Source organism: Zavarzinia aquatilis, assembly GCF_003173035.1.
Classification (GTDB): Bacteria; Pseudomonadota; Alphaproteobacteria; order Zavarziniales; family Zavarziniaceae; genus Zavarzinia; species Zavarzinia aquatilis.
In genome coordinates this window covers 16,868-29,703 of record NZ_QGLE01000001.1, presented here as the reverse complement: position 1 = coordinate 29,703, position 12,836 = coordinate 16,868, and the positions used below count along the sequence as shown (strand labels likewise).

The window sequence follows — 12,836 nt, the reverse complement described above, 5'->3', positions numbered from 1 at the left end:
ATGTCAGATCGCGCTCCTCTCCCGCTCCGGCTTGTGGCCGAAGCGGACCGCGCCCGTGCGCATCAGGACGAACATGACCCCGAGCACCAGGAAGACGACGACATTGACCCCGCTCGCCAGGGCATAGAGTTCCGGCTTGATGCCGTAACGCAGGGCGCCCCAGGCGACCGACGGCAGGGTCGGCGTCGCGCCGAGCAGATAGAAGGAAATCTCCAGATTGTTGAAGGCCATGATGAAGCAGACGATGAAGGCCCCGAACAACCCCGGCCAGATCAGCGGCAGGGTCACCTCGAAGAAGGTGCGCAGCGGCGTCGCGCCGAAGACCATGGCGGCGTCGTCCAACCGCCAGTCATAGCGATAGAGCTGGGTCGCGATGATCAGCAGGGCGTAGGAAAAGCAATGGACGGTATTGGCCAGGATGGCCGAGAAGAGATTGCCGCCCAGTTGCAGGAACAACCCGTTGAAAATCAGCGACGACAGGCCAAGCAGGACTTCGGCGACGAAGAGCGGGGCGATGAACAGGATGAGGAATTTCACCGTGTGCCGCCCGGCGTGGCGCAGCAGGCCCATGGTCGCAAGGCAGGCGAGCAGGGTCGAGAGCAGCGCCGTCAGCACGCCGATCAGCAGCGAATTGCCCAGCGCCGTCTGATAGAGCGTGTTTTCCGCCAGTTTCTCGAAAGTCGCCCAAGTCAGTTGGGGCGGATAGGGAAAACTGTAGTTCTTGGAAACGGAGCCAAGACCGATATGCAGGATCGGCAGGTAGAGGAACAGATAGCAGATCAGCATGGTGCCGATCAGCGCCGGCTTCTGCAGTTTCCGCGCGATATTGCCTTTCGCCATCACGACCTCCCGAAACCGGTAAAGCCGCTGCGCCGCAGGTCGACGAAGCGGAAGACCAGCAACACGCCGGCGATGGACAGCAGGAACAGCACGACGCCCATGGCGGCGCCCAGCGCCCAGGTGCCGGATTCGCCGAATTGCTGCGCCAGCGCCATGCCATAGAGCGTGCCGCTCGGGCCCCCGAGGAAACGGGGCACCAGCGTGGCCGACAGACAGGGCACGAAACAGAGGGCGAAACCGATCAGTGTGCCAAAGAGGTTCAGCGGCCAGGTCACCTCGATAAAGCCGCGGAAGGGTCCGGCACCGAAAATGCGCGCGGCGTCGATCAGGCGCATGTCGAAGTTGAGCAGCGAGAGATAGATGACCGTGACCACGATCGGCAGATACAGATAGACGAGGCCGATGGCGCTGGCGAAATTGGTGTACATGATGAAGCGCAAGGGCGCGGCGCCCAGCGCCATCAGGACACCGTTGAAAAGGCCGAGCGGGCCGAGCAAGCCCTGCAACGCGATCACCCGCAACACCTCGCCGGTCAGGAACGGAATGGCGAAGCCGAGCGACAGCAGCAGCTTGTAACGCCCACCGTAGACGATGACGCCGTAGGCGACCGGCCAGGCGATGGCGACGCAAAGCGCCGAGACAATCACCGCCATGACGAGGGAACGGATCAGGAAGGTGACATAGGCCCCCGCCGTGGCGATGACGTAGTAATTGTCGACATTCCAGTCCTGGATGATGTGGTAATTCTCGGTGCGCCAGAAGCTGAGCACGATCATCGAGACGAGCGGCAGCACGAACAGCAGCACGAGAAAGACCGACGGCACCCCGAGGAAAATCCAGGCCCGGGGATCGCGGGAAATCCGCAGCCCCCCGATCATCGGCGCAGCCCCAGATCGGGTTTCACCGGATAGAGGTCGACATCGCCCGAAGCCCAATGGGCGACCACCGCATGACCGATGGACGGCCCTTCCCCGCTGCGCGGCCGGCTGGCGACGAGGCCGAGGCCGTCGCTGGTTTCCAGCAGATATTCGGCATAGGCGCCGCGCAGGATGACGTCGCGCACCGTGCAGGGCAGGCTGTTGTCCTCGCCGACGAAGCCTTCGGGGGCGAGCGCGACCTTCTCGTTCTTGACGAAGGCGAAGGCGGCATCGCCGGGCTTCAGACCGCCATTGCCGCTGGCAGTCAGGGACAGGCCCCCGGCGTCGATGGTGCAGCTGCCGCCGTCCGCCGCCGTCACCTTGCCCTCGAACTTGTTCGAGCGGCCGACGAATTGCGCGATGAAGGCGGTCTTCGGCTTGTCGTAGAGCGTCGTTCGCTCGGCAAAATCCTCGACATGGCCCTTGTTCACGACCGCGATGCGGTCGCTCATGCTCAGGGCCTCTTCCTGATTATGGGTGACATAGATGAAGGGGATGCCCAGCTTCATCTGGTAGCGGCGGATCTCGACCTCCATCTCCTGCCGCAGCTCGCGGTCGAGATTGGCCAGCGGCTCGTCGAGCAGCAGGACCTTGGGCCGGCCGACGAGGCCACGACCGAGGGCGACACGCTGCTGCTGCCCGCCCGAGAGCTGGTTGGGATAGCGCCCGTCGAGACCCTGGAGCGACAGGATGCCGAGCGCCCAGTCGATCCGCTCGTCCATCTCCGCCTTCGGCATCTTCATCATGCGCAAGGGAAAGGCCAGATTCTCGCGCACCGTGCGGTGGGGGAACAGCAGGAATTCCTGAAACACCATGGCGACGCCGCGCTTGTGCGGCGGCAACTCGGTCACGTCCTGACCGTCGATCAGCACGCGGCCCTCGGTCGGCTTTTCCAGACCGGCGATGACGCGCAGCAAGGTCGTCTTGCCCGAGCCGCTCGGCCCCAGCAGGGAAACGAATTCCTGCTTTGCGATCGCCATGTTCACCCGGTCGATCGCCCAGACGCTGGCATATTGTTTCGATATGCCCTGAAGCGAAATATACACGCGGCAACCCCTTCCCCAAGCAACACCAACGGATACAGGGCCACCGGCGCGAAGGCCGATGGCCGGGGCCGTGATCAGGCGGCCTGCACGCGGGACCAGACGCGTTCCCACTTCTCGGTCGAGGACGGCTGGTCGAACATATACATGCCGCGCAATTCGTCGGTCCGGTTCATCAGGTAGAGCACCTGATCCTCGGCCGAGGACAGGAGGCGGATGTCGATGGTGGTCGAACAGCCGCTGGCCTTGCCGATCTGGACCATGGTCTCGGGCTTGATCATCGTGTCGATGAAGGCGTGACAGATATCCGCCTTCTCGGCATCGGTGACACCCGAGGAGATCAGCCAGGTATCGACCCAGCCGAGACCGCCTTCCTTGGGCTTCAGCGTATGATCGACGGTGATGTCGAGTTCGCCCTTGGCCTTCTTTTCCAGCATCAGGCGGTAGACTTGCGCGAATTCCGGCGCGGCCACGATGGCACCCGAAACCAGCAGCTGCTCGAGGGTCGCCGCGTCCTGATAGCGGGTGAGCAGTAGGGGCTTCTGCTCGATCAGCAGCTTCTCGACGCCGTCCAGTTCCTCGTCGGTCAGCTTGTAGGGGTTGAACGACTTGCCGTCGGGCCGGGGCTTGTCGATCGTGCCCATGCGATGCGCGACCATGATCCCGGCGAGGGCGATATTCTCCTCGAAACGGGCATTGGTGGCGAGGCGGCCGCTGTAGTCGGGCGAGAACAGCAATTCGAGGCTCTTGGCCTTTTCAACCGGCACTTCACCGACATTATAGGTGATGCCGTAGGAGCCCCAGCAGAAGGGCACGCCGAAGAAGACGCCCGAGGTCTCGTCCTTCAGCAGCGGGAAGGCATCCGGCTTGAAGGCCGGGAAGTAATTGGCCGTGCCCGGAATCTTGGCGTAATCCATGTCGCGGATCAGCTTTTCCCGGAAATAGAGGCTGGGCCAGAAGCCGTCGGCCTGGACGAGATCGAAATCCTTGGTCCCGCCGACACGCAGCTTGTTGTAGGCCTCGGAATTGCCGTCGAAGAAGGTCGGAGCGAATTTGACCTTGTGCTTCTCCTCGAAGGCACCGATCACGTCGCGCACCGCATAGGCTTCCCACATCAGGGCGCGCAACGCGGTCGGCGCGGCCGAAGCCGGGCGGATATAGGGCGCGGCGACCAGGGCGGCGGCGGCCCCGGCGATGGTCTTCATGGCGCCGCGGCGGCTCGGCCCGCTCTTGCGGGGGGCGGCCTTGTTGCTGTCGTTCGTCGATGTCATGCGCAGTCCCTCACCCTTGTCCCCGTGGATCGTTGAAGAAACCTGCTTCCCTTGCGCTCCCTCGATGGTGTCGGACGGGGGTCGTTGCTGCCCCCGTCCCCTGTATTCAGGCTGCCGCCCGTCACGCCGCCTTGACGAAGGGGTGATCGGGGTCGGCGTAATTGACCGGGGTCATGTGCCAGCCCTCGGCGTGCTTCTTCCAGTAGAGTTCCTTCAGCTTCACGCTGATCGGACCCGGCCGGTCGTTGTTCATGATGTGGTCGTTCACCCGGGCGCAGGGCATGACGCCGCCGGCCGTGGTCGAGGTGAAGACCTCGTCGGCCTCCATCAGATCCTGCAGGGTGATCGGGGTGATCTTGCCCTCGAGGCCGAGTTCCGGGCAGAGGTCGAGCACCGAGCGACGGGTCACGCCTTCGAGCGCGCCGCGATCCGGGGTCAGCACCTGTTTGCCCTTCACGATGAAGACGTTGAAGCCCGAGCCTTCGGTCAGATAGCCGTCCTGGTCGATCAGCACGGCGGTATCGAAGCCCTTGTCATGGGCTTCCCACAGGCCCTGCACGAAATCGCGCCAGCAGTAATTCTTGTAGGTCGGGTTGAGCGACTTGGGCGAGATGCGCGGCACGGAGGCGACCAGCAGATGGGCCCCCCGCTCCTGCACCGCGGGCGGGATCACGTCGACCCAGGGCGCGGCATAGGCGATGAAGGTGTTGTCGCAGTCCATGGGCTTGCGCGAGCCATAGATGCGCGGCACGCCCCGGGTGGAGACCATGGCGACGAAGGCATCCTTCAGGCCCGACAGCGCGACGCAGCGGCCCAGGATCTCGCGCATCTGGTCGCGGGTCACCGGCGGCGTCAGGCGAAAGCCCTTCAGCGAACGCTCGAAACGGTCGAGGTGATCCTCGAGGCGGAAAAAGGCGCCGTCCTTCACGTGGACAACGTCATAGGTTACGTCGGAATGAACGAACCCCCAGTCGCCGACCGGGATCTTCGCTTCCGACATCGGCACATAGGTGCCGTTCAGGTAGCAGGCGCCCTTCGAGAAATCAGGCATAGCGTCCGACATGTCCCACACTCCAGCTCGTCCGTGGTAAGCCACATTTGCCCGGTCAGGCTGAAACCGATTGCCACCCCTCACAAGCGCCGCTTGGCGCGAATTCGAGGGGGCCAATTGGCACCCTCGCCCCCGCTTGCCGCAGGTGCGAGAAAAGCCTAGCCCCGAGCGCGCGGCGCCGCGCTCCACCTTTCGGGGGAGTGCGGCCAGCCACGGACAGGTCGGTGGTCGGATTTTTGGTGGGACGGCGGATACCCCGGACCCCGGCGATGGGCCGCCGGGGTCGCCCCGCAAGGGCTGCGGGGGTGTCGGAAGCGGCGTCTACATCGCGCCGCAGTCGCTGCCGATCAGATCGTCGGCCAGCGCCTTCTGCTCGGCGCTGAGGCTGTCGTAAAGCGCGACCGTCGCAGCCCTTGTCGACTTCAGCAGATCGACCATGCTTTCCATGGCGGCGATACGCAGGTCCAGCCGGTCAATGGCATTGTCTTCGGCGCGGCCATCCATCATCGCCTGATGGTTGCCGGCGCGGGCGGCGATCCGGCTTTTCACCGCTTCCTCATAATCGGCCCAGACTTTGCCCTGCGCCTCGGTGATGCCGAGCTGGGCCTTGAGATAGGCGAGGCGGGCGTCGACCATGGCGCCCATCATCATGCCGGGGCCACGCCCTCTCATGCCGCCACCAGGCCCCATGCCAGAACCCGGTCCCATGCCAGAACCCGGTCCCATGCCAGAACCGGGGCCCATTCCGCCGCCGGGCCCCATCATGCCCATGCTGGGACAGGTGCCGCCAATCATTCCACCACCGGGTCCGGCGGGTTGGGCCAGTCCCGGGGTTGCCGCCAGCAGGACGGCCGCCAGAGGCAAGGCCGCGTAACGATAGAGCTTGTTCATTTTCCGTCTCCTCGCTGCCCCTCTGCGGTGGAGACTGGGCCGGTGAGTGCGAGAGGTCATTGACCGAGGTCAAATACCCCGCAACACCTCGTCCGTGTTCTGACCGAGAGCCGGCGACGGCCGGTCGAGCACCATGGGGCTGCGCGAGAAGCGGATCGGGGTGCGGACACCGGGCACCGGCGCCCCGCCGAAATCGAGTTCGAGCTGCATCTGCCGGTGCCGGACCTGCGGGTCGGCGAAGACCTGCGCCACCGTGTTGATCGGCCCCGCCGGCACGCCGACGGCCTCGAAGGCGGCCAGAAGATCGTCGCGTTTCATGCCGGCCATGCGGGCGGCGAGCATCGGGATCAGTTCGGCCCGGTTGCGCACCCGGTCGGCGTTGGTGGTGAAGCGGGGATCGGTCGCGAGTTCGCCAAGGCCGAGGGCTTCCGCCGCCTTGCGGAACTGCCCGTCGTTGCCGACGGCGAGGATCAGATGGCCGTCCGCGGCGGAAAATGCCTGATAGGGCACGATGCTGGGATGGGCATTGCCCTGACGGGTCGGCACAGCGCCGGTCGCGAGATAGGCATGGGCATGATTGCCGAGGATCGCCACCTGCGTGTCGAGCAGGGCCATGTCGATATGCTGGCCAAGACCGGAGCGGTTACGCTCGGCCAGCGCGGCCTGAATGGCGACGACCGAATAGACCCCGGTGAACAGGTCGACGAGGGGCACGCCCACCCGCTGCGGCTCGCCCTCCTTCTCGCCGGTCAGGCTCATGATGCCGCCGAGACCCTGGATCATCAGGTCGTAGCCGGCGCGCCCGGCATAGGGCCCGTCCTGACCGAAGCCAGTGATCGAGCAATAGACGAGGCGGGGGTTGAGCGCGGCAAGGCTGGCGTAATCGAGGCCGTAGCGGGCAAGGCCGCCGACCTTGAAATTCTCGATCAGCACGTCGGCACCCTCGACAAGCGCGCGCACCGCCGCCTGCCCCTCCGGCGTCGCGATATCGACGGCGACCGAGCGTTTCCCCCGGTTACAGGAATGGTAATAGGCGGCGCCGAGGCTGCCGCCGTCCGCCGCCGGGATGAAGGGCGGGCCCCAGCCGCGCGTGTCGTCCCCCTCCCCCGGCTTTTCGATCTTGATCACCTCGGCGCCGAGGTCGGCGAGGATCTGGCCGGCCCAGGGTCCGGCCAGGATGCGGGCCAGCTCGACGACCTTCAGTCCGGCGAGGGGGGCGTCAGCCATGATCAGAAGAAGGCCTGCAGGCCCGTCTGCGCCCGGCCGAGGATCAGGGCGTGAACGTCATGGGTGCCCTCGTAGGTGTTGACGGTTTCGAGGTTCAGCAGATGACGGATGACGTGGAATTCGCCCGAGATGCCGTTGCCGCCGTGCATGTCGCGAGACTGCCGGGCGATATCCAGCGACTTGCCGCAATTGTTGCGCTTCACGAGCGAGATGGCTTCCGGCAGGACCTTGCCCTCGTCCATCAGCCGCCCGACGCGGAGCGAGGCCTGAAGGCCAAGGGTGATTTCGGTCTGCATGTCGGCGAGCTTCTTCTGGACCAGCTGGGTCTGCGCCAGCGGGCGGCCGAACTGCTTGCGGTCCAGCGTATATTGCCGGGCCGCGTGCCAGCAGAATTCGGCGGCGCCCAGCGCGCCCCAGGAAATGCCGTAACGCGCCCGGTTCAGGCAGCCGAACGGCCCGCCGAGGCCGGAGGCGTTGGGCAGCAGGTTCTCGTCCGGCACGAAGACGTCCTCGAGCACGATTTCGCCGGTGATCGAGGCGCGAAGCGAGAGTTTGTTCTCGATCGCGGGGGTGGAGAAGCCGGCGAAACCGCGTTCGACCACGAAGCCCTTGATCGCATTGTCATGGGCATCAGACTTGGCCCAGACCACGGCGAGATCGGCGATCGGCGCATTGGTGATCCACATCTTGGCGCCATGCAGAATGTAACCGCCATCGACCTTCTTCGCCCGCGTCCGCATCCCGCCGGGATCGGAGCCGTGATCGGGCTCGGTCAGGCCGAAGCAACCGACCCACTCGCCGGTCGCCAGCTTCGGCAGATATTTCTTGCGCTGGAGTTCGCTGCCATAGGCATAGATCGGATGCATGACAAGGGATGACTGCACGCTCATCGCCGAGCGATAACCGGAATCGACCCGCTCCACTTCCCGCGCGGCGAGGCCATAGGCGACATAGGACGCGGCCGAGCCGCCATATTCCTCCGGCAGGGTGGAGCCGAGGAAACCGAGTTCCCCCATCTCGCTCATGATCTCGCGGTCGAAACGCTCGTCCCGGAAGGCCGAGAGCACGCGCGGCATCAGCTTTTCCTGGGCATAGGCGCGGACGCTGTCGCGCACCAGCCGCTCGTCCTCTGTCAGCTGCTCTTCGATGAGGAACGGGTCTTCCCAGGCGAAGACGGCGCGCGACGAGGACATGACTCTCTCCCAAAGGCTTTATCTGCACGCAGGATGAACCAGCGCAGGCCGCCGGGCAACGCATGATGCGGCATCAAGTTGATGATCTTTCCTCATCAACCAAGCTATCCTCTACCGGCCTCGTCACTCCGGCGAAGGCCGGAACCTTTATCCGCCAGGGCGCCTCCATCGGCGCAAGGTCCCGGCCTTCGCCGGGACGACGCATGATCATTCATGAGCCCCCGTGATGACCGACAGTTTCAGCCGCCGCCTGATCCCGCCGCTCGGCAGCCTCGTCGCCTTCGAGGCGGCGGCGCGGCTGGGCAGTTTCACCAAGGCGGCGGCCGAGCTGAACCTGACGCAGGGCGCGGTCAGCCGGCAGGTGAAGGACCTCGAGGCCCGCCTGGGTCTCGCACTGTTCGAGCGGGTTCGCCAGCGCGTGCATCTGACCGAGGCGGGCCGCTTCTATGCCGAGGCTTTGCGCGACACGCTCGCCCGCTTCGCCTCGGCGACGGCCCAGACCATCGCCTTCAAGGGCAAGGGCGGTACCCTCGACCTCGCGATATTGCCGACCATCGGCACCCGCTGGCTGATCCCGCGCCTGCCCGATTTCTTCCGTCAGCACCCGGAAGTGACGATCCGCTTCTCGACCCGCCTCCGCCCCTTCGATTTCGAGCGCGAGGGGCTCGACGCCGCCATCCACTTCGGCGATGCCCATTGGCCGGGCGCGGTGCTGCATCCCCTGATGGGCGAAGTGCTGGTGCCGGTCGCCGCGCCATCCCTGATCGAGACGGAAGGCTGGCGCCGGCCGCAGGACCTCGCCCGGGCGACGCTGCTCGTGCAGGCGACACGGCCGAAGGCCTGGGGCGAATGGTTCGAGGCTCAGGGGCTGGAGGCCCGGCCGGGCCAGCCGCGCATTTCCTTCGAGCAATTCGCGCAAGTTTTGCAGGCGGCGGTCGCCGGCCTCGGCGTTGCGCTGGCGCCGCAGGTGCTGGTCGCCGACGAGATCGGACGGGGCGAATTGTCGGTGCTGTTCGATGCGAAGGTGACCAGCCGGCAGGGCTATTTCTTCGTCTATCCGGAGGCGAAGCGCGGCCTGCCCGCACTGATCGCCTTCCGCGACTGGCTGCTCAGCGTCTCTCCACCCCGCACCACGACGCCATGAACAGGGCGAGAACCTGCGCGACCTCGACCATGGAGGCGACAGTGTCAGGTTGTTACCCTTTCAGCACAATTGGAATAAAAAAATTTACCTGCTCAAAGAAAGAGCTAAAAGTTCGCTCAACAAATCAGTGTCATCAAACAATAATGAAACCCATTTATTACACTGTTCAAATATAGAAACTATTTGATCACGTTGCGTAACGCCTTTTTTCGCCAAATCAAAAAAATTTTTCTGCGCAATAAATAATGTATGTGGATTTCTGTTATTTTTATCATTCAATAAATACGCAATGCTTCCATCTTTCCTGATGGATTCAACTCTAGAACTTAATATATCTAAAGACCGAATGCGAGCATCGCCTAAATTTGGGTTTGCCTCCACTCTCAATATAAAATCAATGCTCTCCTGAGACGGTTTCGCAAACGGAATTTTATGATCCTTGTTATTATACAGAAGACCAACTGATACAAAAACATTATTTTTTGTGTTATTTGGCCAAAATTCAATCGCCACCCTCCCAAATCTATTTGTTATTTTTGCAGAAAATCCCTTTTTCACAAACATCCAATCGAAATCATTTAGTAATTTATCAACGAATTTCTTCATATCATCAAAAAATTTAACCCCCCGTATATAATTACCCACTCCATCTTCTGTTAAAATATTTCCAGAACTCAATTTATTCTCCTCCATGAAAACCATTAGTTCGTCCAATAAACCGCTCTTATCTATGCAACCGTTCATCGATAAATATACATCTTCCCATAAAATTGATCTGAACTCAATCCCCGCCACATCACTATGATCATTCGCCGCACGCAAAGAATCTTTAAAATTCTGACACATGAACACCATATAATTTTTACATTGAGACCTAAATAAAGATAGATAATTTTTTATCTGATTATAATTGTAACCGGAGTCCCACTTATTCTCTATCAGAATTCTGAATGCTTCACCATTCTCCAATGTGCCGACAATTTCCACATCCGGATAAACAATGCTCCCCGCCCCCCCATCATCTTGATATCTATCAGCTACGCGGGTATCAATAACCAAACTTTCATGCCGAACCGGCATTTTCAATATTGAAACCAACCAAATTTTACAAAAATCAACGTTCTTTTTAAGAACGTATACAAATGACTCCGTGAGAAAATTCTCTCTAGGAGTCACATTGTCTCGCGGCCTCTGATTAAAGAGGGATATGAAAATATTACCAGAATCATTAATATTTTCCATTTTTCCCTCCCACAAAAAGGAAATAATATTAAACATTGATATATATTTCGATATCAAAATAAATATCGCGTCAATTTTTATATCACCCCATCCCTCCAAATCCTGCCTTTATACTGCGTCTCTCCACCCCGCACCACGACGCCATGAACAGGGCGAGGACCTGCGCGACCTCGACCATGGAGGCGAGGTCGACCCATTCGTCGATGCCGTGGATGCTGCCGGCCTTGGGGCCATAGCAGGTCGCCGGCGTGTTGCCGTAGAGGATGAAGAAACGGGCGTCCGTCGTCGCGGTCGAGGCCAGTTCGACGATGGGCTTCTCGCTCACCGCCTCATGGGCGCGGCGCAGGCCCGACAGCAGCGGATCCCGCGGGTCGATGGCGCAGCCCTCGGCCTGGAAGCCGCGATAGCGCAGCTTCACCACGGCGCCGCGTAAGGCCGGCACCTTGGCGACCGCATCCCGGACCGCGCCTTCCAGCGCCTTTTTCACGGCGGCGATCGACATGCCGGGATAGAAGCCGACGCGAACGTCGATCGAGGCGGCGCAGGGCACTGACGACGGCCATTCGCCGCCCGAAATCCGCCCGAGGTTGAAATTCACCGGGTGCCTGTGGTCGCGGTAACAGGCATGGCGGAAACCGGGTTCGTTCCACGCCGCCTCGACCTTACGCAGGGCATCGAACAGGGCATAGACGCCTTCGATGGCATTGGTCCCGGCCGAAGTGTCGAGGACATGGGCCGGCTTGCCGAACATATCGACCGTCAGCCACATCACGCCCAATTGCGCGATCAGCAGGCTCTGGTCGAAGGGCTCGGGGATGATGGCGGCATCGGCGCGGTAACCCCGGGCGAGACAGGCGAGGGCGCCGTTGCCCGTGCATTCTTCCTCGATCACCGATTGCAGATAGACGGGCGCGGCCGGCTGCAGGCCAAGGCGGGCGAGCGCATCGAAGGCCAGGCAATAGGCGGCGATGCCCGCCTTCATGTCGCCCGCGCCCCTTCCGTACAGCTTGCCGTGCTCGACCCGGGGGGTGAAGGGCGGCGCGGTCCAGAGGGCTTCCGGCCCGGTCGGCACCACGTCGATATGGCCGTTCAGGATCAGCGACCTGCCGGTCGCCGCCTTGGGCACATGGCGACCGATGACATTCTCCCGCCCCTTGTAGACATCGGTCACCGGCGGCGAGAAGCCGGGCAGGCCGCGGATCGCGTCGAGATCGACCTCGAAACGGTCGACGTCGAGGCCCATGGCGGCGAAACGCTGCGCCATCAGCTTCTGCGCCCCCGCCTCCCTGCCCAGCACCGAGCCTTCGGCAACCAGATCGGCCAGAAATGCCGTGCCGTCATCGGCGAGACCGGCGACGGCATTCTTGATATCGGCAGACAGGGCGGGATCGAGGTTCATTCTCTGTCACTCCATGGGGCGGTGTTTCCCTCCTCACCCACCCCTCTCCTCCCGGGAGGAGAGGGCTCGAATCCCCCTCTCCGCCCTTCGGGGGGAGAGGGCCGGGGTGAGGTGGGAAACACCGAATGTTCAATCGACTTCCCCCGCCAGCCGCTGGAAATCCTCGCCGTCGATCTGGTGGATCAGATCGTCGGCGGCGTGGCGGAAACCGGCGCGGGCATAGAAACCTTGCGCCGCGATATTGGCGGCATCGACCGACAGGCGGATATAGGCGCCGCCCGTCTCGGCCGAGCGCGCGGCGCAGGCGGCGAGCAGGCGCCGGCCCCAGCCGCCGCCCCGGCAGGCGGGATCGACATAAAGGTCCTGGACATAGGCCCCGGGCCGCCCGCGCCAGGTCGAGAACGAGCGGAAATAAAGGCAGAGGCCGACCGGCCGCCCCCCCTCCTCCGCGATCAGCGCCTCGAACGCCGGGTCGGGACCGAAGCCCCAGCGCCTGATATCCTCGACCGTGCCGGCGATCTTATGCGCCTGACCGAGCACGGCACCGATGCCGAGGATCATGGCATGGATCGCCCCGGCATCCTCGCTGGTGGCGAGGCGGATCGCTGAAGACGCCAT

General features: G+C 62.7%; 12 protein-coding genes. 1 reads left to right on the top strand and 11 read right to left on the bottom strand.

Annotated features, from left to right (window positions below; all coding sequences use genetic code 11):
• Positions 1-3 precede the first annotated feature (3 nt).
• From DKG74_RS00140 to DKG74_RS00105, 8 genes are all read right to left on the bottom strand, one after another.
• Positions 4-840: an ABC transporter permease gene (locus tag DKG74_RS00140; RefSeq protein WP_109901415.1), complete on the bottom strand. Its 837-nt coding sequence runs from the start codon at positions 838-840 to the stop codon at positions 4-6.
• The gene (locus tag DKG74_RS00135; protein ID WP_109901413.1) at positions 840-1,718 is read right to left on the bottom strand and encodes an ABC transporter permease; all 879 of its coding nucleotides are present in this window, start codon (positions 1,716-1,718) and stop codon (positions 840-842) included. The genes DKG74_RS00140 and DKG74_RS00135 overlap by 1 nt, the downstream gene beginning before the upstream one ends.
• A complete protein-coding gene (locus DKG74_RS00130; protein ID WP_109901411.1) occupies positions 1,715-2,803 on the bottom strand; it encodes an ABC transporter ATP-binding protein in 1,089 nt (362 codons plus the stop codon). Before DKG74_RS00130 ends, DKG74_RS00135 begins: the two co-directional genes overlap by 4 nt.
• 74 nt (positions 2,804-2,877) lie before the next feature.
• Positions 2,878-4,071 carry an ABC transporter substrate-binding protein gene (locus tag DKG74_RS00125; RefSeq protein WP_109901409.1) on the bottom strand — a complete coding sequence of 398 codons (1,194 nt, stop codon included), beginning with the start codon at positions 4,069-4,071 and terminating at the stop codon, positions 2,878-2,880.
• Between the two features lie 121 nt (positions 4,072-4,192).
• Complete coding sequence (locus tag DKG74_RS00120; RefSeq protein ID WP_109901407.1) at positions 4,193-5,134, bottom strand: aminotransferase class IV; 942 nt, start codon at positions 5,132-5,134, stop codon at positions 4,193-4,195.
• Positions 5,135-5,443: 309 nt separating this feature from the next.
• A complete protein-coding gene (locus DKG74_RS21580; protein WP_165837451.1) occupies positions 5,444-5,794 on the bottom strand; it encodes a Spy/CpxP family protein refolding chaperone in 351 nt (116 codons plus the stop codon).
• Positions 5,795-6,082: 288 nt separating this feature from the next.
• The gene (locus DKG74_RS00110; protein ID WP_109901403.1) at positions 6,083-7,240 is read right to left on the bottom strand and encodes a CaiB/BaiF CoA transferase family protein; all 1,158 of its coding nucleotides are present in this window, start codon (positions 7,238-7,240) and stop codon (positions 6,083-6,085) included.
• 2 nt (positions 7,241-7,242) lie between these two features.
• Complete coding sequence (locus DKG74_RS00105; RefSeq protein ID WP_109901401.1) at positions 7,243-8,433, bottom strand: acyl-CoA dehydrogenase; 1,191 nt, start codon at positions 8,431-8,433, stop codon at positions 7,243-7,245.
• 226 nt (positions 8,434-8,659) lie between these two features.
• Between DKG74_RS00105 and gcvA the strand changes: the two genes are divergently transcribed.
• Positions 8,660-9,577 carry a transcriptional regulator GcvA gene (gene gcvA, locus DKG74_RS00100; RefSeq protein ID WP_109901399.1) on the top strand — a complete coding sequence of 306 codons (918 nt, stop codon included), beginning with the start codon at positions 8,660-8,662 and terminating at the stop codon, positions 9,575-9,577.
• Between the two features lie 84 nt (positions 9,578-9,661).
• Here gcvA and DKG74_RS21395 read toward each other — a convergent pair whose 3' ends face one another.
• The 3 genes from DKG74_RS21395 to DKG74_RS00090 form a co-directional block, all read right to left on the bottom strand.
• Positions 9,662-10,819, bottom strand: a complete 1,158-nt coding sequence (locus DKG74_RS21395; RefSeq protein ID WP_133251448.1) for a hypothetical protein — start codon at positions 10,817-10,819, stop codon at positions 9,662-9,664.
• An 82-nt stretch (positions 10,820-10,901) separates the two neighbouring features.
• Positions 10,902-12,218, bottom strand: coding sequence for a M20 family metallopeptidase (locus DKG74_RS00095; RefSeq protein WP_109901397.1), 1,317 nt, complete (start codon positions 12,216-12,218; stop codon positions 10,902-10,904).
• A gap of 129 nt (positions 12,219-12,347) precedes the next feature.
• Complete coding sequence (locus tag DKG74_RS00090; RefSeq protein WP_109901395.1) at positions 12,348-12,836, bottom strand: GNAT family N-acetyltransferase; 489 nt, start codon at positions 12,834-12,836, stop codon at positions 12,348-12,350.